This is a genomic window from Streptomyces cinereoruber, assembly GCF_009299385.1.
Taxonomy (GTDB): domain Bacteria; phylum Actinomycetota; class Actinomycetes; order Streptomycetales; family Streptomycetaceae; genus Streptomyces; species Streptomyces bikiniensis.
In genome coordinates, this window is sequence record NZ_CP023693.1 from 6792078 (window position 1) to 6812640 (window position 20563).

General features: G+C 73.1%; 18 protein-coding genes. 12 read left to right on the forward strand and 6 right to left on the reverse strand.

Features of this window, described 5'->3' with window-relative positions; all coding sequences use genetic code 11:
• Positions 1 to 181: 181 nt before the first annotated feature.
• Complete coding sequence (locus CP977_RS30535; protein ID WP_062759780.1) at positions 182 to 727, reverse strand: sigma-70 family RNA polymerase sigma factor; 546 nt, start codon at positions 725 to 727, stop codon at positions 182 to 184.
• A 259-nt stretch (positions 728 to 986) separates the two neighbouring features.
• On the opposite strand from CP977_RS30535, the gene CP977_RS30540 reads away from it, so the two are divergent.
• Positions 987 to 2243 carry a CapA family protein gene (locus CP977_RS30540; protein ID WP_109184624.1) on the forward strand — a complete coding sequence of 419 codons (1257 nt, stop codon included), beginning with the start codon at positions 987 to 989 and terminating at the stop codon, positions 2241 to 2243.
• A gap of 187 nt (positions 2244 to 2430) precedes the next feature.
• Complete coding sequence (locus CP977_RS30545) at positions 2431 to 3315, forward strand: polysaccharide deacetylase family protein (protein ID WP_167308977.1); 885 nt, start codon at positions 2431 to 2433, stop codon at positions 3313 to 3315.
• A gap of 66 nt (positions 3316 to 3381) precedes the next feature.
• On the opposite strand, the gene CP977_RS30550 is transcribed toward CP977_RS30545, so the two are convergent.
• Entirely contained in the window at positions 3382 to 4044 is a 663-nt protein-coding gene (locus tag CP977_RS30550; protein WP_062759783.1) for a class F sortase, read from the reverse strand.
• A gap of 425 nt (positions 4045 to 4469) precedes the next feature.
• Between CP977_RS30550 and CP977_RS30555 the strand changes: the two genes are divergently transcribed.
• Entirely contained in the window at positions 4470 to 5012 is a 543-nt protein-coding gene (locus CP977_RS30555) for a hypothetical protein (protein WP_062759784.1), read from the forward strand.
• Positions 5013 to 5124: 112 nt separating this feature from the next.
• Here the strand turns inward: CP977_RS30555 and CP977_RS30560 are convergent, their stop codons facing one another.
• The 3 genes from CP977_RS30560 to CP977_RS30570 all read right to left on the reverse strand — a co-directional run bounded on the left by CP977_RS30560 (position 5125) and on the right by CP977_RS30570 (position 7392).
• Positions 5125 to 5697, reverse strand: a complete 573-nt coding sequence (locus tag CP977_RS30560; protein WP_062759785.1) for a hypothetical protein — start codon at positions 5695 to 5697, stop codon at positions 5125 to 5127.
• Positions 5698 to 5863: 166 nt separating this feature from the next.
• Positions 5864 to 6628 (reverse strand): bestrophin-like domain, encoded by a 765-nt coding sequence (locus CP977_RS30565; RefSeq protein WP_062759786.1) that lies wholly within the window; start codon positions 6626 to 6628, stop codon positions 5864 to 5866.
• Positions 6629 to 6663: 35 nt separating this feature from the next.
• Positions 6664 to 7392: a hypothetical protein gene (locus CP977_RS30570; RefSeq protein ID WP_152371190.1), complete on the reverse strand. Its 729-nt coding sequence runs from the start codon at positions 7390 to 7392 to the stop codon at positions 6664 to 6666.
• A gap of 531 nt (positions 7393 to 7923) precedes the next feature.
• Between CP977_RS30570 and CP977_RS30575 the strand changes: the two genes are divergently transcribed.
• Both CP977_RS30575 and CP977_RS30580 read left to right on the forward strand, forming a co-directional pair.
• Positions 7924 to 8736, forward strand: a complete 813-nt coding sequence (locus CP977_RS30575; protein ID WP_062759787.1) for an SAM-dependent methyltransferase — start codon at positions 7924 to 7926, stop codon at positions 8734 to 8736.
• Positions 8733 to 10898 (forward strand): putative bifunctional diguanylate cyclase/phosphodiesterase, encoded by a 2166-nt coding sequence (locus tag CP977_RS30580; protein WP_062759788.1) that lies wholly within the window; start codon positions 8733 to 8735, stop codon positions 10896 to 10898. Before CP977_RS30575 ends, CP977_RS30580 begins: the two co-directional genes overlap by 4 nt.
• Before the next feature lie 23 nt (positions 10899 to 10921).
• Here the strand turns inward: CP977_RS30580 and CP977_RS30585 are convergent, their stop codons facing one another.
• Positions 10922 to 11827, reverse strand: coding sequence for a LysR family transcriptional regulator (locus CP977_RS30585; protein WP_062759789.1), 906 nt, complete (start codon positions 11825 to 11827; stop codon positions 10922 to 10924).
• Between the two features lie 96 nt (positions 11828 to 11923).
• Here CP977_RS30585 and CP977_RS30590 point away from each other — a divergent pair, with 96 nt between their 5' ends.
• The 7 genes from CP977_RS30590 (at position 11924) to CP977_RS30620 (ending at position 20555) form a co-directional block, all read left to right on the forward strand.
• Positions 11924 to 12649: a succinate dehydrogenase cytochrome b subunit gene (locus tag CP977_RS30590; RefSeq protein ID WP_079131489.1), complete on the forward strand. Its 726-nt coding sequence runs from the start codon at positions 11924 to 11926 to the stop codon at positions 12647 to 12649.
• Between the two features lie 2 nt (positions 12650 to 12651).
• Positions 12652 to 14595, forward strand: coding sequence for a fumarate reductase/succinate dehydrogenase flavoprotein subunit (locus CP977_RS30595; protein WP_152371191.1), 1944 nt, complete (start codon positions 12652 to 12654; stop codon positions 14593 to 14595).
• Positions 14592 to 15341: a succinate dehydrogenase/fumarate reductase iron-sulfur subunit gene (locus tag CP977_RS30600; RefSeq protein ID WP_062759792.1), complete on the forward strand. Its 750-nt coding sequence runs from the start codon at positions 14592 to 14594 to the stop codon at positions 15339 to 15341. The genes CP977_RS30595 and CP977_RS30600 overlap by 4 nt, the downstream gene beginning before the upstream one ends.
• A 294-nt stretch (positions 15342 to 15635) precedes the next feature.
• Complete coding sequence (melC1, locus tag CP977_RS30605) at positions 15636 to 16025, forward strand: apotyrosinase chaperone MelC1 (protein WP_062759793.1); 390 nt, start codon at positions 15636 to 15638, stop codon at positions 16023 to 16025.
• 23 nt (positions 16026 to 16048) lie between these two features.
• Complete coding sequence (gene melC2 / locus CP977_RS30610) at positions 16049 to 16876, forward strand: tyrosinase MelC2 (protein WP_152371192.1); 828 nt, start codon at positions 16049 to 16051, stop codon at positions 16874 to 16876.
• A gap of 209 nt (positions 16877 to 17085) precedes the next feature.
• Positions 17086 to 18576: an MFS transporter gene (locus CP977_RS30615; protein WP_152371193.1), complete on the forward strand. Its 1491-nt coding sequence runs from the start codon at positions 17086 to 17088 to the stop codon at positions 18574 to 18576.
• A 194-nt stretch (positions 18577 to 18770) separates the two neighbouring features.
• Positions 18771 to 20555 (forward strand): lysyl oxidase family protein, encoded by a 1785-nt coding sequence (locus CP977_RS30620; RefSeq protein ID WP_152371194.1) that lies wholly within the window; start codon positions 18771 to 18773, stop codon positions 20553 to 20555.
• Positions 20556 to 20563 lie beyond the last annotated feature (8 nt).

The window sequence follows — 20563 nt, forward strand, 5'->3', positions numbered from 1 at the left end:
GTGTGAGGGGCCCGGACGACGGGGCCCGGGGAAGAGCCTCCTCCGTACGGGGCGCCCGTGGGTCCCGCTTTGCTCAACTCGCCCGAGCGGTTTCGGACACGTCCTCCGGCCGGATCGGTACGGGTGGGATTCCCGGCGCCGGGGTGACGCGGGGGACTGCCGGGGCGGCCCGGAGCCGGAATCAGCGCCCCGCCGCCCTCGCGAGGCTCCGGCGCGGCCGGTAGCCGGGCAGCGACCGGCCGAGCTGCCGCAGGGCGTAGTGGGAACGGGACTTGACGGTCCCGGCGGGGATGCCGAGTTCCACGGCGGCCTCGTTGACGGTGAGGCCGTGGAAGTAGAGCCGGACGAGCACCGCCCGGTGCTCGGGGCTCAGCCCCCGGACGGCCGCCCGCACGTCGAGCGCGGCCTCGGCGGAGGCGGTGGCGTCGGCGGGATCGGGCGTCACGGCGAGGACGCCGTCGCCGACCTCGGCGGGCCGGGCGAGGCGCGAGCGGCGCGCGTCGATGGCGAGCCGGCGGGCCACGGTGAAGAGCCAGGGGCGCATGGAGTCGTAGGGGCCGTCGAAGGCCTCCGGGTGCTGCCAGGCCCGTACGAGGGTCTCCTGGGCGAGGTCCTCGGCCCGCTGCCGGTCCCCGTAGGTGAGGCCGAGCAGGAAGGAGAGCAGCGCGGGGCCGTGGTCCCGCTGCAGCTCCTCCAGGGTCCGTTCGTCGGTCGTCGCCGTCGTCATGCTGCCCACCTCTCCCGCGGCTCGTCGTCGGCCCGTATACGAACGCATCCGGACGGCGAGGGACAGGGAACGGACATCGGTCTGCGACGAACGGTCGCACCGAGCGGCGAATGGCACGGCGAACGGTCGGACGGAGTCGTTGCGTCCGTTTCAGTGTGGTTCGTGGCCTTGTGCGGCCTTGACCCTTGACTGCGGCTTCTCTCCGGGATCAATTCTTCAGAACAGATGTTCATCACATGATCCGGGTGGAGTGCCGCACATGACCTCACGCACCAGGCCCGCGGGCGTGGCGGCGCTCGCCGCCGTCCTGCTCGCGGCGGCGACCGGCTGCACGGGCGGAAACGGTGGAAACGGCGGAAGCGGCGGGGGCGGTTCAGCCGCGGGCGACGCCACCCCGAAGGCCACCGTCCCAGGGGCCACCGCTCCGGGGGCCGCCGGGCGCCCCACGGCTCCCTCCGCCGCCCCCGGCGCGGCCTCCGCGCCCGCCGGATTCACCCTCGTGGCCTCCGGGGACGTCCTCCCGCACGACTCCATCATCCGCAGGGCGGCCGAGGACTCCCCCGGCGGCGGCTACGACTTCCGCCCCATGCTCGCCGGCGTGAAGTCCGTCGTCTCCGGCGCCGACCTCGCCATCTGCCACATGGAGACCGTGTACGGGGAGAAGGGCGGGCCCTACACCGGCTACCCCGCCTTCAAGTCCCCGCCCGAGGTCGCCGCCGGGCTCAGGGAGACCGGGTACGACTCCTGCTCCACCGCCTCCAACCACACCCTCGACGACGGGGCGGCGGGCCTCGGCCGGACCCTCGACGCCCTGGACAAGGCCGGCATCCGCCACGCCGGATCGGCCCGTACGGCCGAGGAGGCGGCCCGGCCCACCCTGATGAAGGCGGGCGGCGCCACCGTCGCCCAGCTCGCCTACACCTACGACACCAACGGCTACCCGCTCCCGAAGGGACGGCCCTGGGCGGTCGACCTGCTCGACGAGCGGCGGGTGGTCGCCGACGCGCGCGCGGCCCGCGCGGCCGGCGCCGACGTGGTCGTGGTCAGCGTCCACTGGGGCACCGAGTGGCAGACCGAGCCGGACGAGCGGCAGCTCTCCCTCGGCCGGGCGCTGACCGCCTCGCGGACGGACGGCCGCCCGGACATCGACCTTCTCCTGGGTACACATGCCCACGTCCCTCAGGCTTACGAAAAGGTCAACGGCACCTGGGTGGTCTACGGGATGGGCGACCAGATCGCCGGCGACATGATCAACCATCAGGGCGTCCACGACCCGCGGGGCAACCAGGGCAGCATCGGACGCTTCACCTTCGCCCCGCCCCGGACCCCCGGCGGGCGCTGGGAGGTCACCCGGGCCGAGTTCGTCCCCCAGTGGTTCGACACCGGGCGCGGCCGGGTGGTCAACCTCGGCGCCGACGCCGGAGCGGACCCGCGCCTGGTCTCGATCCGCGACACGATCCGGCGGGTGGTGCTCAGCCGGGGCGCCGGCGAGGACGGCCTCGTGATGGGCAAGTAGACGGGCGAACGGGCGGGCGCGCAGGGGCGGGCGGCGGTACGGGGGAGGGGGCGCCGGTCGGGGCACCACGGTGACCGGTCACCCTTCGCGACTGTCCGCCCAACGGGTGCTTTCGGGCGGGCGGCCGGTGTCGCTGAGCTGCGCCGCCCCTCATCCGTACGAACCATTGGTCATGAAAAAGGATCAGATGCCCAGCGGGCGTCGAGCGGTGCTGCGCCTCGCCGCCGCACTCGGCGCCACCGCCACCGTCGGAGTCTTCGCCGCGGACCGGCTCGCTGCCCCCGACCGGGCCACCGGAGCCGCCCCCGCGCCCCGGAGCACCCCGGGAAGCGGGGCCGGGAGCGGGGCCGGGCCCGGAGCCGCGGGCCCGGCCGCCGGTTCGCAGGCGGGGGCCACCCGGCTGAACCCGAACGCGTACCGCCTCCAGCCGATGACCGCCTACGCGCCCCCGGCGTACCGACGCGCGCTGCCGCCCGTGCGGCAGCGGCCCTTCCTCAGCGTCTCCGGAGCCGGCCGCTCGATGGTGCTGACCTTCGACGACGGGCCCGACCCCCGCTACACCCCCGGCATCCTCGACACCCTGCGCCGGTACGAATGCCGGGCGATGTTCTTCGTCTGCGGCGAGATGGCCGTCGAGAACCAGGACCTGCTGCGGCGGATGGCCGACGAGGGGCACGTCGTCGGCAACCACTCCTGGTCCCACCCCCTGATCCCCAAGCTGCGGCCCTCCCTGATCCGCGACGAACTGGGCTCCACCAGCGAGGTCGTCGAGCGGGCCCTCGGCACGGCCCCGCTCTGGTACCGCGCCCCTTACGGCGCCTGGAACCGGCACTCCTTCGAGATCGGCGCCGAACTCGGCATGGAGCCGCTCGCCTGGACCGTCGACACCCTGGACTGGAAGGAGCCCGGGACCGACTCCATCGTCCGCCGGGTCCTGGACGGCGCCGCCCCCGGCGTCGTCGTCCTCAACCACGACGCGGGCGGCGACCGCTCCCAGAGCGTGACCGCGCTCCGCCGCTACCTGCCCGAACTCCTCGACGCCGGCTACCACATCACCGTCCCCCGGCGCTGACCGGCCATCACGGAAGAGGGGCCCGGCACCTGGAGTGCCGGGCCCCTTCTCCTCCGTGTCGGCGGGTCAGCGGGAGCCGACCATCCGGGCGTAGACGACGACGTTCCCGTCGTAGCCGCGCGCGCGCGTGTAACCGCCGCCGCAGGTGATGACCCGCAGCTCCGGCTGACCGGTGTCGGCGTAGACCTGCACGCCGGGGAAGTTGTCCTTCGCGTACACCTCGACGCCGTAGATCTCGAAGACCGCGACCCGGCCGTCGTACCGCTCGACCTCGATGTGCTGGCCCTTCTCCAGGGAGCCGAGGCCGTAGAAGACCGCCGGGCCCTGGGTGTTGTCGACGTGGCCGACGACGACGGCGGTTCCCCGCTGGCCGGGGGCGATGCCGTTCTGGTACCAGCCGGCGAGGTTGGCGTCCTGCGGCGGGGGCGCCGCCACCCAGCCGTCCGGGTCCAGGCCCACGTCCATGATCGGGGCCGCGACCCGGATCGCCGGGATCTTGATCCGGGAGGCCGGGGCGAAGGGCAGCGGCTCCAGGCCGGTGGCCGCCGAGGGGGCCGCCGGGGCGGTCGGGAGCGCCGCCGGCCGCGCGGCCGCGGCGGGCTGCGGCGGGCCGGAGGCGACGTCCACCCCGTTGCGCATCATCGCGAGCCCGGACAGCATGGCGAGGGCCAGGACACCCCAGGGTTGGAGTCTCCTGCGCTCGGAGACGCGGAAGTCCTTCGGGGGCATGGTTCTCCCTTCGTGGCGTCGTCAGAACGGTAAGGGCGGCCCGGCGGCACGTCGCGCCGGACGGTCCGAACGGGTGGGTGCCGCCTCCGAACCGCCTCCGGACGGCCTCCGAACGGGCGGCGCACGGACCGCCGGACCGACCGGTGGAGGGACGATGGACGGCCACCGGACGCGCGGCGGACGGGCCGACAGGTGGGTGACGCCGGGCTGACCCATCCGAGTAATCGTCAGATAAGCGTTCCGGAAGCCTCTGACCTGCGCGTACGGCACGTCCGGCACTCTCCGCCCCGGCGTGTCGCCTCACCGGAGTGGCCCAGTGCCGACATGCGTGGTCCGTCACGAATGGTGATGGTTCGTCATGGAAGGCGTACTCGTCGAAACTCCCGGAGCACCGCTTTGGGGCGTCTTCCACTGGAGGTTCAACCATGCGTGCTGCACGCACTCTGGCGGTGACCGCCACCGCGATCGCGGCGGTCGGGCTCGCGGCCCCCCTCGCCGCCGCCACCAACGGGCCGACCACCGTCCTCAGCGGCGGCAACAGCGGTGGGAACGGCGGCGGCAACGGCGGTCCGACCGACGTCACCGTCAACCCCTACGACGTCCACCCCGGTTCGACGCTCACGATCACCGCGCGTGGCTGCAACCGCGGCGGCACGGTCACGTCCAACGCCTTCCCGGAGACCAACCTGTCGGGCAACAACAACGGAGTCTCCACCGCCGTCGCCCGCGTCTACAACCACGCCACCCCGGGCAACTACAACCTGGCCGTCCGGTGCAACGGCAGCTCCTCCGTGGTCACCCAGTCGTTCCGGGTCCTCCCGGGCCGCGGCGCGCAGGGCGGTCTCGGCGGCTCGCTGGCCCCCAGCTCCACCGAGATGGCCATCGGCGGCAGCCTGGTCGCCGCGGCCGCGCTCGGCGGCGGTCTCTTCGTCGCCCGCCGCCGCCGTGTGACCGGCGCGGGGGTCTGACCGGCCGAACCTCCCGGTCGGCCCGCCGTGCCCGTCGCCCCCGGGTCCTCGTCAGGACCCGGGGGCGACGGGCGTCCGAGGACGCCCGCGCGCCCCTGCGTCCCGCCGCACCTCAGTGGCGCCGGGAGTCGGCGGTGCGGCGGCGCACCACGTAGAAGACGCCGCCCGCGGCGGCCAGGACGAGCGCTCCGCCCGCGGCCAGTTCGACGGGTCCGACCCCGTCGTCCACCGAGCCGCCGAGGCCGCCCTGCACGCCCCGCGGGGGAGTGAGGATCGTGGAGAGGATCGTCGGGGTGGCGGTGGGAGTGGCCGTGGCACCGCCGGCGATCGTGAGGTCGACGGTGTCCTGGACGCCGCCCGTGCAGTTGAACGCGACCGTGTAGACGCTGCCGGGCCGCACGTCCAGGTCCACGGTGGCGGTCGCCGTCGCCCCGGGGGCGATGACGGCGGTGTCGAAGACACCGGCCGCGGCCGTCGCCGTGCTGGCGCAGCCGGGGGCGCTCAGGGTCACCCGGCCGCCGGGCGAGACGACCGAGGGCGAAACGACGAAATCGCCCGGGGCCTTGGCGCCCCGCGCCTGCGGCCGGGGTGCCGGGGCACCTTCCGTCGCGACGGCGAAGGGGGCGGCCAGGGCGAAGGCGGCCACCCCCAGCAGGGCGGTGGATGCGGCACGTATCGCGCGCATGGTGAATCCTCCGGGTCCCGAGGGGCAGCCGCGGAAGGGGGTTTCCGCGAAGGGCCTGCGTGCACCTCGATGCCCGAAACGCTAGGAGCGCGCCACCACCCCCGCGATCCCAGAGGTGCGAACGGGTCACGCGTGTCCCCCGTGCGGCCCACCCGGGTGGCGCTTCTCATCCGCCGAGCCGCGGGAACAGGTCGGTGAACGGCGTGGAGGTGGCCGACATGCCCCGGCCGTACGGGGCGTCGAAGTCCCAGATGAGGAACAGCAGGAAGGCGATGAGGGCGCTGAAGAGCCCGGCGAGCAGCAGCTCCCGCCCGGTCCTGCGGATCTGGAGCGTGAAGATCAGGCCGACCGTCACCAGGGCGCCGACGATCAGGCCGAACCACACCACCCCCGGCATGGTCTCGCCCGCGTTCTGCCCGCGCGCGTTCCGGGCGTCGTCGACGACGGCCACCTGGTCCACCAGCGGCTGGTACGCCTGCCCCTCGAAGTCGTTCGCCGGCCGGTAGTCGGTGACGCTCCGCCGCACCTTCTCCAGGAGCGCGGTGCCCTCGTCGCTCAGCTCGCCGGTCTCGGACATGTGCTTCCACTCGTCGTGGACCACGTAGGAGGCGTACGCGTCGACGTCGGCGCGGATGCGGGCGCGGACCTCCTGCGGGTACACCTCGGCGCGGGCCGAGATCTCGTGCAGCGCCTGGGCCTCCTGCCGCACGGTCTCCTGGGCGGCCCCCCGCGCCTCCCAGACGCCGGCGATGGCCAGGCCGAGGACGATGGCGTAGATCACGCCGATCATCATCGTCATGTACTCGATGACGTCCGGGGTCTCGCTGGGGTCGTCGTCGTCGGGGATCCGGCGGTGGTTGATGACGACGATGGTGAGCACGACGGCACAGGCCGCCGCCATGGCGAGGGACAGGACGAGCCATTCGGACACGGATTCCTCCGGTGGGATCGGTGGGGCGGGCGGGATCAGCGGGAGCGGGAGCGCAGGATCGCGGTCGCCAGGACCGCCGGGGCGATGATCATCAGCGTCGTGGTGAGGACGGACGTGCCGCCCTTCGGCTGGGGCCGGGTGACGGGCCGGTAGTGGGGGAGCGCGACGGGGGCGGGGGACGGGGGCGCCGGCCGCGCGGAGGTCGGTGGCGGGGGAGGGGGAGCGGCGGCGGACGTCGGCTCGGGCGCCGGGGTGCGCTCCGGCGCCTTTGTGGCGGGCGGCGCGGGCCGCGGTGCCGGCGGAACGGTCCGGGGCGGCGGCTTCGGTACGGGCGGCGGTGTCGTCCGTACGGGAGGAGGCGGCGTCGTCACGGGCGGCGGCACCGTCGGTACGGGCACCGGGGGCGGCGTCGGGGAGGGCCGGGGCGGCGCGGACGTCGTGGGCGGCGGAGTGGGGGCGGGCGTCGGCGTGGGAGTGGGGGACGGGCACGCGGGTGGCGTGGGGGTGGGGGTCGGCGTCGGCGTGGGGCTGGGCTCGTGCGGGTGCGGGTGCGGGTGCGGGTGCGGGTGCGGGGGACGGTGAGGGTGCGGGTGGTGGTGATGGCACCGGCCCGACCCGGCGGACGCCACCGCGAGGTGTGTACCGCCGGGACCGGTCACGGCGTGGGCGCAGGCGTCGGCGGAGGCGGGCGCGGGGGCGGCGAGCAGCCACACGAGCGCCAGGGCCGCCAGCGGCCGCGCGAGGAGTGATCCGTACAGAGACACGCCGTCGAGCTTGATCGCGGGTGGCGTGCGCCGGGGCGGAATCCCGGTGGATTCGCCGGATGGAGGGGATGTTCGAGTGCACGGACTTGACGTTCTATCGGACAGTAGGCGGATTCGGCGCAATGCCCGGGTATCGCCGCGCGGCGCGATTCACGGCGGGAACCGTTCCGGCCGCCGGAGGAAGAACTGTCCGGTTGTCGCCCTGTCGGACGGTGCGGCCGACGGGGCATTCTGCACCGGCGGCGGAGCCCCGATCCCGGCAACACCCCAGCGGGGAAAGGGATTCGGCTCCTCCTCCGGGCGCGTACGGAACCGTGCACGGAACCGACGCACGGTCATATGCACGTGAAAGTGCACGGTCCGAAGGCGAGAACTCGGCGTTCCGTACGTACGTGCCAATGACGTGTGACCAAGAACGGACCGCGAATTTCCGTTTCTACTCGCCCTCCCGGCGGGCGATCAGTAGCCTCACCTCGAACACCGGCCGCGAACACATGGCCGTATCCCCACGGCGACTTGTTGGAGACAATGATGGAGCGTCCCGCCTGGGCTCCGCCGGGTATCGACATCTCGGTGCCGAGCGTGTCCCGAATGTACGACTTCTACCTGGGCGGTTCGCACAATTTCGAGGTCGACCGGGAAGCGGCCCGCAAGGCCATGGAGTTCATGCCCGGCCTCCCCAAGATCATGCAGGCGAACCGGGCGTTCATGCGGCGCGCCGTCCGGCACGCCGTTGACAACGACGTCACCCAGTTCCTGGACATCGGCTCCGGCATACCCACCTTCGGCAACGTGCACGAGGTCGCCCGCGCCGCCGACCCGGCCGCGCGGGTCGTCTACGTCGACCACGACCCGGTCGCCGTCGCCCACAGCCGCGCCGTCCTGGAGGACGTCGAGGGCACCGCCGTCGTCTCCGCCGACCTGCGCAAGCCGGCCGACATCCTGCGCAGCCCCGAGGTGACCCGACTCCTCGACCCGGAACGGCCGGTGGCCCTCCTCCTCGTCGCCGTCCTCCACTTCCTGGAGGACCACGACCGTCCGTACGAGGCCGTCGCCGAGCTGATCGACGCCCTCGCGCCCGGCAGCTTCCTGATCCTCACCCACGCCTCGTACGAGGGCATCCCGTCCCTGGAGGAGCAGGCCGGCGGCACCGTCGGGGTCTACCGGAACATCAGCAACCCCCTGGTGATGCGGTCGGGCGCGGAGGTCGTCCGCTTCTTCGAGGGCACCGAGCTGATCGAGCCCGGTCTCGTCCCGCTGCCCGTCTGGCGACCGGAGAGCCCGGTCGAGGAGGAGGATCCCCACACCTTCTCCGGCCTCGCAGGGGTGGGGCGCAAGGCGTGAAGGTCCCGTCCCAGCCGGCCGGTTCCGGCGCCGAGGCCGACGGCCCGGAGGACAGACTCAGGCGGTTCGTCACCATCTGGAGCCGCGCGATCTTCCCGGTGACCGCCACGTCGCTCACCCGGGCCGAGTTCGAGGTGCACCTGCTGCCGCCGGCCCGCGCCCTGTACGACGCCCTGCACGCCCGGCCCTTCGACACGGCGCCGGCCCAGCGCGCCGGCGCGGCCCTGGTCGCCGCCCACTGCACCGACCCGGACGCGCTCGGCCGCAGCCTCGGCGTCGTCGACTCGTACCTGGTGCTCTACTGCGGTACGGAGTCGGACCTGTCGGCCGAGGAGCTGCGGGCCCGCTGCGCCCGGCTCCAGCACGCCATGGCCACCGGCTACGCCCAGGCCCTGCGCGAGCGGACCCTCGCCGAGCAGGAGGCCATCGCCCGCTCCGCGCTCGCCGCCCGCACCGCCGCCGAGATCGCCCTGCACGCCACCGAGAGCCGCTTCCGCGCGGTCTTCGACGGGGCGGCGATCGGCATCGGCATCGCCGACCTCGACGGCAACCTCCTGGAGGTCAACGAGACCCTCACCCGCATGTTCGGCGGGATGGAGGGCCGGCTGCGCAGCCGCAAGGTCAGCGAGTGGGTCCACCCGGAGGACGGGCCGCACGTCTGGAAGCTGTACGAGGAGCTGGTCCGCGGCGAGCGGGAGCACTACCGGGTCGAGAAGCCGTACTACCGGGGTGACGGAACGGTTCTGTGGACCAACCTGACCGTCTCGCTCCTCCGGGACGCCGACGGCCGCCCCCAGTACCAGCTGGCCCTCCTGGAGGACACCACCGAGCGGCGCCTGCTCCATCTGCGCCTGCGGTACGAGGCCACCCACGACGCCCTCACCGGACTGCCCAACCGGACCCTGTTCTTCGAGCGCCTGGAGAAGGCGCTCGCCCCCGGCGACAACGCCCGCTTCGGCCTCTGCTACCTCGACCTCGACGGCTTCAAGGTCATCAACGACAGCCTCGGCCACTCCACCGGCGACCGGCTCCTCGTCGAGGTCGCGGACCGGCTGCAGAGCTGCGTCACCGGGGCCAACGAGATGGTGGCCCGGCTCGGCGGGGACGAGTTCGTCGCCCTCACCACCGGCTCCGGCGGCGAGCGGGACGTCACCGACCTGGCCGACCGCATCCTCGCCGCGCTCGCCACCCCGCTGCGCATCGACGGCCGCGAGCTGACCGTGCGCGGCAGCCTCGGTGTGGTCGAGGGCCCGGCGGGGGAGCGGACCCCGGCCGAGGTGCTGCGCAGCGCCGACATCACCATGTACCGGGCCAAGTCGGCGGGCGGCAACCGCTTCGAGCTCGCCGACCCCGAGGCCGACGCCCGCGCCATCACCCGGCACGGCCTCACCACCGCCCTGCCGGCCGCCCTGGAGCGCGGCGAGTTCTTCATCGAGTACCAGCCGCTCGTCCACCTCGGCGACGGCAGCGTGCACGGTGCGGAGGCGCTGGTCCGCTGGTGCCACCCGCAGCACGGGGTGCTCGGCCCCGACCGCTTCATCCCGCTCGCCGAGGACACCGGCCTGATCGTGCCGCTCGGCCGCTGGGTGCTCCAGGAGGCCGTGCGCCAGGCCCGCTTCTGGCAGGCCCGGCACACCGACGGCGGCCCGCTGCGCATCAACGTCAACCTCTCCCCGACGCAGCTCCACCACCCGCGCCTGGTCGCCGACACCGTCGACGTCCTGGAGCGCTCCGGGCTCGAACCGGGCGCGCTCTGCCTGGAGGTGACCGAATCGGCCCTGATCGGCGCCGACGAGGGGCTTCTGAAGCCGCTGCGGCAGCTCGCCGAGATGGGCGTCGACATCGCGCTCGACGACTTCGGCACGGGCTACTCGAACCTGGCCAACCTGCGGCGGCTCCCGGTGAGCGTCCTCAAGCTGGACCGCTCCTTCACCCGGGGCATGCAGCAGCACCCGGTCGACCCGGTCGACCTGAAGATCGTCGAGGGGATCGTCTCGCTCGCCCACAGCCTGGAGCTGGCGGTCACCGTCGAGGGCGTGGAGACGGGCGCGCAGGCGCGCCAGCTCCGCGAGCTCGGCTGCGACACGGCGCAGGGCTGGTACTACGCCCGCCCCGGCGCCCCGGACCGCATCCACTCCCTGCTCCTGGCGGACGCGGTGTGACGAGGACGGTGTGACGGGGCAGGTCAGACGGACGTGCCCCCCGGCCGCACCTTCCGGGAGGTCAGCAGGATCCGCTGGAGCTCCCGCGCGGCCCTCGGCGGTGCCACGTCGCTGCGGTGGGCCAGGGCGATGGTGCGGCGCAGGCCCGGCCGGGCGAGGGCGGTCACCCGCAGGTCGCGGCCGGCCCGCGCGGCGACCATCGCCGGGACCACCGCGACCCCGAGCCCGGCCCGTACGAAACCGAGCACCGCGTCCAGCTCCCCGCCCTCGACGGTGAACGAGGGCTCGAACCCCTCCGCCCGGCAGGCCGCCACCGTCAGCTCCCGCAGGTCGTAGCCGTGCCGGAACATCACGAGCGGCTGGTCGCGCAGGTCCGTGATCCGCACCGGCCGCCGGGGCGCCGGCTCCGAGGCGGCCGAGACCACCACCAGGTCCTCCCGCAGCAGCTCGATCGTGGTCAGGGCGGGCGACGGGGTCGGCAGCGGCAGCACCACGAGCGCGAGGTCGAGCGCGCCGCGCGCCAGCTCCCGCACCAGGTCGTGCGAGCCGCTCTCCTCGATCAGGAGCTCGATCCCCGGGTGCAGGTCGTGGAAGGCCCGCAGCACGTCCGGCAGGAGCCCCGTGCACAGGCTCGGGGTCGCGCCCAGCCGCACCCGGCCCCGCTTGAGCTGGGCCAGCTCCTGCACCTCCAGACGGGCCGTCTCCGTGTCGGCGAGGATCCGGCGGGCCAGCGGCAGCAGGGCCTCCCCGGCGTCGGTCAGCGTGATGTTCCCCCGGGCCCGGCTGAACAGCTCCGCGCCCAGCTCCTGCTCCAGGGCCTTGATCTGCTGGGAGAGCGAGGGCTGCGAGACGTGGACGCGCTCGGCGGCCCGGGTGAAGTGCCGGGTCTCGGCCACGGCGACGAAGTAGAGGAGCTGCTGGAACTGCATGGGCCCAGCGTAGGCGATACGAATAGGGAGAGCCTATCGAGATCAGCCGGACCATGTCTTGGACCTCTCGGGTCCTTCGGCCCTAGCCTCGACGGCATGGCTCTGGCACCCACGGGGAACCGGACGACGGACCGCCCGCCGTCCCCCACACCGTCACGCGGATTCCTCTCCTCGACGCTCGGCAAGAAGACGGTCATGGCCGTCAGCGGGCTGATCATGCTCGGCTACCTCGTCGCCCACGTCGCCGGAAACCTCAAGGTCTTCTTCGGCCCCGAGGAGTTCAACGAGTACGCCCACTGGCTGCGCGTCATGGGCGCCCCGCTCCTGCACCACGAGTGGGCCCTCTGGATCGTCCGGATCGTGCTCCTCGCGGCCGTCGGCGCCCACGCCGTCTCCGCGTACCAGCTCAGCCGGCGCGACATCAAGGCGCGCCCCACCGCGTACGTGCACCGCCGCAGGCGGGCCTCGTACGCCACCCGCACCATGCGCTGGGGCGGGATCATCCTCGCCCTGTTCATCGTCTGGCACATCCTCGACCTGACCACGGGCACCGTCCACACCGGCGGTTTCGAGGAGGGCAAGCCCTACCAGAACGTCGTGGACACCTTCTCCACCTGGTACGGCAACGTCATCTACATCGTCGCCATGCTCGCCGTCGGCCTCCACGTCCGCCACGGCTTCTGGAGCGCCGCCCAGACCCTGGGCGTCGGCAACGCACGCCGCGAACGCCTCCTCCGGGGCCTCGCCAACGGCCTCGCGGTCGCCCTGACCGCGGGCTTCGTCTCCGTCCCCGTCGCCGTCATGACCGGAGTGGTGAGCTGACCGTGAACTTCGCCGACTACGCCCTCGGTGAGCCGATCACCGACACCAAGGCCCCCGCCGGACCCGTCGCCGAACGCTGGGACACCCGCCGCTTCGAGGCCAAGCTGGTCAACCCCGCCAACCGCCGCAAGCACCGCGTCATCGTCGTCGGCACCGGTCTCGCCGGCGGCTCCGCCGGCGCCACCCTGGCCGAACAGGGCTACCAGGTCGTCCAGTTCTGCTTCCAGGACTCCCCGCGCCGCGCCCACTCCATCGCCGCCCAGGGCGGCATCAACGCCGCCAAGAACTACCGCAACGACGGCGACTCGGTGCACCGCCTCTTCTACGACACCGTCAAGGGCGGCGACTTCCGGGCCCGCGAGTCCAACGTCCACCGCCTCGCCCAGATCTCCGTCGAGATCATCGACCAGTGCGTCGCCCAGGGCGTCCCCTTCGCCCGCGAGTACGGCGGCCTCCTCGACACCCGCTCCTTCGGCGGCGTCCAGGTCTCCCGCACCTTCTACGCCCGCGGCCAGACCGGCCAGCAGCTCCTCCTCGGCGCCTACCAGGCGCTCTCCCGGCAGATCGCCGCCGGACACGTCGAGATGCACGCCCGCACCGAGATGCTCGACCTGATCGTGGTCGACGGGCGGGCCCGGGGCATCGTCGCCCGGGACCTCGTCACCGGCGAGATCTCCACCCACTACGCCGACGCAGTCGTCCTGGCCACCGGCGGCTACGGGAACGTCTTCTACCTCTCCACCAACGCGATGAACTCCAACGCCACCGCCGTCTGGCGGGCCCACCGGCGCGGCGCGTACTTCGCCAACCCCTGCTTCACCCAGATCCACCCCACCTGCATCCCGCGCACCGGCGACCACCAGTCGAAGCTGACCCTGATGAGCGAGTCGCTGCGCAACGACGGACGCATCTGGGTCCCGAAGGCGAAGGGCGACACCCGCCCGGCCGCCGAGATCCCCGAGGACGAGCGCGACTACTACCTGGAGCGCATCTACCCCTCCTTCGGCAACCTCGTCCCCCGCGACATCGCCTCCCGCGCCGCCAAGAACGTCTGCGACGAGGGCCGCGGCGTCGGCCCCGGCGGCCAGGGCGTCTACCTGGACTTCGCCGACGCCATCCGGCGGATGGGCCGCGGGGCCGTCGAGGAGAAGTACGGCAACCTCTTCGACATGTACGAGCGGATCACCGCCGAGAACCCGTACGAGGTCCCCATGCGGATCTACCCCGCCGTGCACTACACGATGGGCGGACTCTGGGTCGACTACGACCTCCAGACCACCGTCCCCGGCCTCTTCGCGATCGGCGAGGCCAACTTCTCCGACCACGGGGCCAACCGGCTCGGCGCCTCCGCCCTCATGCAGGGCCTGGCCGACGGCTACTTCGTCCTGCCCGCCACCATCAACGACTACCTCGCCCGCCACCCGCACGCCGAACCGGTCACCGACGACCACCCGGCCGTCCGCGAGGTGCTCGCCGAGACCGAGGACCGGCTGGCGCTCCTGCTCTCCGTCGACGGCGACCGCACCCCCGACTCCTTCCACCGCGAACTCGGCGAACTCATGTGGGAGCACTGCGGCATGGCCCGCACCGAGGAGGGGCTGCGCGAGGCCCTCGCCCGCATCCCCGGCATCCGCGAGGAGTTCTGGCGCCGGATCAAGGTCCCCGGCACCGGCGAGGAGTTCAACCAGTCCCTGGAGAAGGCCAACCGGATCGTCGACTACCTGGAGCTCGCCGAGCTGATGTGCCTCGACGCGCTCCACCGCGCCGAGTCCTGCGGCGGCCACTTCCGCGAGGAGTCCCAGACCCCCGACGGCGAAGCGGCCCGCCGGGACGACGAGTTCGCCTACGCGGCGGCCTGGGAGTTCAACGACGGCGCCGCACCGGTCCTCCACAAGGAGGAACTGACCTTCGAGTACGTCCACCCCACCCAGCGGAGCTACGCATGAAGCTCAACCTGCGCGTCTGGCGCCAGCGGAACGCCGACGCCGACGGCGCCATGGCCACCTACGAGGTGGACGGCATCTCCCCCGACATGTCGTTCCTGGAGATGCTCGACACCCTCAACGAGGAACTCATCGTGCGCGGCGAGGACCCCGTGGCCTTCGACCACGACTGCCGCGAGGGCATCTGCGGCGCGTGCAGCCTCGTCATCAACGGCGACGCCCACGGCCCCGAGCGCACCACGACCTGCCAGCTGCACATGCGCTCCTTCCGCGACGGCGACACCATCGACGTCGAACCCTGGCGCGCCTCCGCCTTCCCCGTCGTCAAGGACCTGGTGGTCGACCGCTCGGCCTTCGACCGGGTCATCCAGGCCGGCGGCTACATCTCCGTGCCCACGGGCGCTGCCCCCGAGGCCCACGCCACGCCGGTCCCCAAGGCCGACGCCGACTCCGCCTTCGAGCACGCCGAGTGCATCGGCTGCGGCGCGTGCGTGGCCGCCTGCCCCAACGGCTCGGCCATGCTCTTCACCTCGGCCAAGGTCAACCACCTCAACGTCCTGCCGCAGGGCTCCCCGGAGCGCGAGACCCGGGTCCTCGACATGGTCGCCCAGATGGACGCGGAGGGCTTCGGCGGCTGCACCCTGACGGGCGAGTGCGCGACGGCCTGCCCGAAGGGGATCCCACTGCCGTCGATCTCCGCGATGAACCGGGAGTGGCTGAGGGCGCGGAGGAAGGCGGGCCGCGGCTGAGGCCCGATCCGGACAATCCGGGGGCGTGGGCCCCGCCACACCTCGCACCCCGGAGCGAAAGATCATTCACGGAAAGGCCACTTTCTCCGTAAGATCTTCGCTCCGGGGTGTTTTCGTGTCCGCGAACAGCAAGATCAACTCCGTTCAAACCTGCACTTTCCGTGGCAAGTTGACCACTTCGCGGCCAACCGCCCCCCGGCGATTTCCGCCGCGCCGACACCCCCGGGTACTGATGACCCCTGCCGGGGGCATATGACCAAACCCCCGGTCGCACAGACCACTTGGGGGTATCTCATGTCCAGCATCACCCGCCGCCGGGCCCTCGGCGTCGCGGCAGGCGCCGCGGGCGCCGTGGCGGTCCTCGCGCAGACCGGTTCGGCCGGGGCCGCCGCGCCCCGCGCCGCCGCCACCGACCCGGCCTCCTTCGACGAGGTCTACCAGGGCCGCCGCATCAAGGGCGGGCCCGCGCACGGCGGCGGCCACCACGGGGGACACCACGGAGGTCACGGAGGCGGCTACACCGTCACCGTCGACGGCCGGGAACTGCACGTCATGCGGAACGCCGACGGCACCTGGATCAGCGTGATCCACCACTACGAGCCCGTCGCCACGCCCAGGGAGCTGGCCCGCGCGGCCGTCCGCGAACTGCGCGGCGCCCCGCTCGTCCCCCTCGCCCTCGGCTGACCGATCCAGGAGCACGCACCACCATGACCGTACGCAAGAACCAGGCCGCCCTCACCGCCGACGAGAAGCGGCGCTTCGTCGACGCCCTCCTGGAGCTCAAGCGCTCCGGACGGTACGACGCCTTCGTCACCACCCACAACGCCTTCATCATGGGCGACACCGACGACGGCGACCGCGTCGGCCACCGCTCGCCGTCCTTCCTGCCCTGGCACCGGCGCTTCCTCCTGGAGTTCGAGGCCGCCCTGAAGGCCGTCGACGCGACCGTCACCCTGCCCTACTGGGACTGGACCGCCGACCGCACCCCCCGCTCCTCGCTCTGGGCGCCCGACTTCCTCGGCGGCACCGGACGCGCCCGCGACGGCCAGGTCACCGACGGCCCCTTCGCCCGGTCCGGCGGCCGCTGGCCGATCACCGTCCGGGTCGACGGGCGCGACTTCCTCCGCCGCGACCTCGGCGCCGGCGGCCGGCAGCTCCCCACCCGTGCCGAGGTGGACTCCGTCCTCGCCCTGGAGACCTACGACACCGCCCCCTGGAACAGCGCCTCCGACGGCTTCCGCAACCACCTGGAGGGCTGGCGCGGGGTGAACCTCCACAACCGCGTCCACGTCTGGGTCGGCGGCCAGATGGCCACCGGCGTCTCGCCCAACGACCCCGTCTTCTGGCTGCACCACGCCTTCGTGGACAAGCTGTGGGCCGACTGGCAGGCCCGCCACCCCGGCTCCCCGTACCTGCCGACCGCGGGCACCCGGAACGTCGTGGACCTCCACGACACCATGCGCCCGTGGAACGACGTGACCCCGGCGGACATGCTGGACCACACCCCCCACTACACCTTCGACACGGCGGCCTGACGGGCCCGGCGCCTTCCGGGACCGCCTCCCCGGCCCGGGTGCCCCGCGCGGGCACCCGGGCATTTGCCCACATCAACGGATGATCGGGGAGAAAAGGAGGAATCGGGAGGGCGCCCGCCGGGTACCCGGGTCTTCGCGGGCCGGGAGGCGCGCACGGCCCGTGACGCGCGCCGTCCACCGGGCCGCACCCGAGGGAACCAGGAGGACACGTGACCCGGCAAGAGTCGGCGCAGGCCCCGCACCGGGGGCAGGACGAACCGGACCCGAACCGGTGGAAGGCGCTCGGCGTCTGCCTCGTGGCGGGGTTCATGACCCTGCTCGACGTGTCGATCGTGAACGTCGCCCTGCCCTCCATCCGCTCCGGCCTCGAGACCCCCGAGTCGGACCTCCAATGGGTGCTCTCCGGCTACGCGCTCGCCTTCGGGCTCTTCCTCATCCCGGCCGGACGCCTCGGCGACGCGCGCGGCAGGCGCAGCGTCTTCATCGTCGGCCTCGTGCTCTTCACCCTCGCCTCGGCCTCCTGCGGAGCGGCCCAGTCGAGCACGTGGCTGGTGATCTCCCGGCTGGCCCAGGGCGTGGCCGGCGGCCTCGTCTCGCCCCAGATCTCCGCGCTCATCCAGCAGATGTTCCGGGGGCGCGAGCGCGGCCGGGCCTTCGGGCTGTTCGGCACCGTCGTCGGCATCTCCACCGCCGTCGGCCCCCTCCTCGGCGGACTCCTGATCCAGGCGGCGGGCCCCGAGGAGGGCTGGCGCTGGGTCTTCTACGTCAACCTCCCGATCGGGATCGTGTGCCTGCTGCTCGCCCGCCGCCTGCTGCCCGACACCCCGGGCGCCGGACCGGTACGGCTCCGCCGCCTCGACCCGGTCGGCGTCCTGCTCCTCGGCGCCGCCGTGCTCGCCCTGCTGCTGCCCTTCGTGCAGTCCCAGCAGTGGCCCGGGAACGGCAAGTACCTGCTCGTCCCCGTCTCCGCCGTGCTCCTCGCGGTCTTCGTGCGGTGGGAGCGCCGCTGCGCCCGGTCGGGCAACGAACCCCTCATCGACCTGGAACTCTTCCGCGTCCGGTCCTACTGGCTCGGCTCGCTCCTCATCCTGCTCTACTTCGCGGGCTTCACCTCGATCTTCTTCGTCAGCACGCTCTACCTCCAGAGCGGACTGCACTACACCGCGCTCCAGGCCGGGCTCACCATCACCCCCTTCGCCCTGGGCTCGGGCATCGCGGCCGGGATCGGCGGCCGGCTCGTGGACCGCTTCGGCCGGCCGCTCGTGGTGGTCGGCCTGGCGATGGTGGCGATCGGCCTCGCCGGGACGGCGTTCGCCGTGCACCAGGTGCCCGGCCGGGGCGCGGGCTGGGCCATGCTCGCCCCGCTGCTCCTCGCGGGGCTCGGCAGCGGCCTGGTGATCGCCCCGAACCAGACCCTCACCCTCTCGGAGGTGCCGGTGCCCCGCGCGGGCAGCGCCGGCGGCACCCTGCAGACCGGCCAGCGGGTCGGCTCGGCGGTCGGCATCGCCGCGGTCGGCGCCGTCTTCTTCGGCCAGGTGGCCCAGGACGGCTGGGCCACCGCCTACGACCACGGCCTCCTCGTCTCGATCGCCTTCGTCGGGGCCGCGCTCGCCGTCGCCGTCGCCGACGTGGTGGCGGGCCGGCGGGCCGCCTCGCGCGACCGGGCCGCCGCACGCGACGAGGCCGCACCGCGCCGCTGATCCGCCCGCCCCTCCACCTCTTCGCAGCGGCATTATTCGGCCAATATCCCGACGAATTCGGCGCCCCGGACAACCGGGCGCCGGGTCCCCTCCTCTCACCGCACGGGCGCGGCGAACGCCTCGCACCGCACCGGCCGGACGGTCACCCCGTTCCGCCGGACCGGTTTTCCCACAGCGTCGAGAACGAGGGCACGATGACCACTACGCGCACCGACCGGCTGCGGCGACCGCTGCTCGCCGGAACCACGGCCGTCGCCGCCATGGCCGTGACGGCCGGCTTCATGACCGCCGCACCGGAGCGGGCGAAGGCCGCGACCGGACCGAAGCTGAGCCTCGTCGCGGCGACCGGCTCGGTCACGCTCACCTCCTGGAAGGAGGACCCGGGCGTCTACCTGGACCTGGGCACCTACCTGACCGCGGAGGGGACACCGCTGGAGCTCAAGGTGACCCGGAAGTCCTACAAGGACCCGGTGACCGTCACCCAGACCGTGTACGAGGGCGGCAAGGCCAGGACCAAGGCGCTGCCCGCGGGCACCGTGAAGGACTTCTCCGGGCTGCCCGGCTTCGCCGAGATCACCCTCACCGACAAGGCGGGCAAGAAGGTCCTCAGCCGTACGGAGGGCTTCTGCCCGAACAACGCCAGCGGCCGGATCCGGCCCGACGCGCCCGCCACCTCGAAGTATCCGGAGAGCTGCCCCACCAACCCCTTCACCCTCGGCTCCGTGTGGGGCGTCGAGAAGGGGTGGGCCTCCAACACCTACGCCGGTTCCTACACCCAGCCGGTGAAGCTCCCCGCCGGGACGTACACGGCCAGGGTCGGGGTCGCCAAGAAGTACCGGGACCTCTTCGGCATCGCCGACAAGCCCGCGACGGTGAAGGTCACCGTCCAGGAGCGCAGCTGGGAGGAGGGCGACGGGGTCTCGGCGCGGTCGGCGGCGGCCGGGGAGCACGCCGGGCACGGTACGGCCGGAGGGCACGGTGCCGCCCACCAGGCCCCCGCCGGTCACGCCGGTCACGGCGGCCAGGTGAAGCCCGCCCAGGCCGGCGCCCCCGAGACCAGCGGCGCCGCCCCCTCGTACAACGTGGGCCACGGCCCGCTGAAGGCCGCCCCGCCGGCCCTGCCGTGGGCGCTGAAGAAGCAGCAGGCCGCCCTCGCCGGCGCGCAGGGCGCCGACGCGGCCGGCGCGCGGGCCGGCGACACCACCGGGCGGACCGACGGCTCGCGCAAGGCGCCCGCCCTCGGCCCGGCCGCCGAGCGGCCCACCGGCACGCCCTCCGTCCCGGACGTCCCCAAGCCCGACCTGCGCTCGCTGCCCGCGTACGGCATCACCATCAGCGACGGCACGGAGAACATCCCCGGCAAGGACTACCTGGCCTTCAGCGCCAACGTCTGGAACGCCGGACCGGCCCAGCTCGTCGTGGACGGCTTCCGCTCGCCGGGCAAGGCCACGATGGACGCCTACCAGTACTTCTACGACGCCAAGGGCAAGCAGGTCGGCTACACCCCGACCGGCACCATGGAGTGGGACCCGCGCCCCGGCCACGTCCACTGGCACTTCACCGACTTCGCCAGCTACCGGCTCCTGAAGGCCGACAAGAAGGAGGCGGTCCGCAGCGGCAAGGAGGCCTTCTGCCTGGCCAACACCGACGCCGTCGACTACACGGTGAAGAACGCCAACTGGCACCCGAACAACACCGACCTGGCCACCGCCTGCGGCCAGGAGAACTCGATCTCCGTCCGCGAGGTCCTCGACGTCGGCTCCGGCGACACCTACACCCAGGACCTGCCGGGCCAGTCGTTCGACATCACGGACGTGCCCAACGGCACCTACTACATCCAGGTCCTGGCCAACCCGGCCAAGCGGCTGAAGGAGACGAACCTGAACAACAACAGCGCCCTGCGCAAGGTCGTCCTCGGCGGCAAGCCGGGGAAGCGGACCGTGACGGTCCCGGCGCACGACCTGGTGGACGCGAACTGACCGCAGAC

Bases quoted from the DNA above. Each gene is read 5' to 3' on its own strand.
- CP977_RS30535 (WP_062759780.1), bottom strand. From the start codon at position 727: ATGACGACGGCGACGACCGACGAACGGACCCTGGAGGAGCTGCAGCGG.
- CP977_RS30540 (WP_109184624.1), top strand. From the start codon at position 987: ATGACCTCACGCACCAGGCCCGCGGGCGTGGCGGCGCTCGCCGCCGTC.
- CP977_RS30545 (WP_167308977.1), top strand. From the start codon at position 2,431: ATGCCCAGCGGGCGTCGAGCGGTGCTGCGCCTCGCCGCCGCACTCGGC.
- CP977_RS30550 (WP_062759783.1), bottom strand. From the start codon at position 4,044: ATGCCCCCGAAGGACTTCCGCGTCTCCGAGCGCAGGAGACTCCAACCC.
- CP977_RS30555 (WP_062759784.1), top strand. From the start codon at position 4,470: ATGCGTGCTGCACGCACTCTGGCGGTGACCGCCACCGCGATCGCGGCG.
- CP977_RS30560 (WP_062759785.1), bottom strand. From the start codon at position 5,697: ATGCGCGCGATACGTGCCGCATCCACCGCCCTGCTGGGGGTGGCCGCC.
- CP977_RS30575 (WP_062759787.1), top strand. From the start codon at position 7,924: ATGGAGCGTCCCGCCTGGGCTCCGCCGGGTATCGACATCTCGGTGCCG.
- CP977_RS30585 (WP_062759789.1), bottom strand. From the start codon at position 11,827: ATGCAGTTCCAGCAGCTCCTCTACTTCGTCGCCGTGGCCGAGACCCGG.
- CP977_RS30590 (WP_079131489.1), top strand. From the start codon at position 11,924: ATGGCTCTGGCACCCACGGGGAACCGGACGACGGACCGCCCGCCGTCC.
- CP977_RS30600 (WP_062759792.1), top strand. From the start codon at position 14,592: ATGAAGCTCAACCTGCGCGTCTGGCGCCAGCGGAACGCCGACGCCGAC.
- melC1 (WP_062759793.1), top strand. From the start codon at position 15,636: ATGTCCAGCATCACCCGCCGCCGGGCCCTCGGCGTCGCGGCAGGCGCC.
- melC2 (WP_152371192.1), top strand. From the start codon at position 16,049: ATGACCGTACGCAAGAACCAGGCCGCCCTCACCGCCGACGAGAAGCGG.
- CP977_RS30620 (WP_152371194.1), top strand. From the start codon at position 18,771: ATGACCACTACGCGCACCGACCGGCTGCGGCGACCGCTGCTCGCCGGA.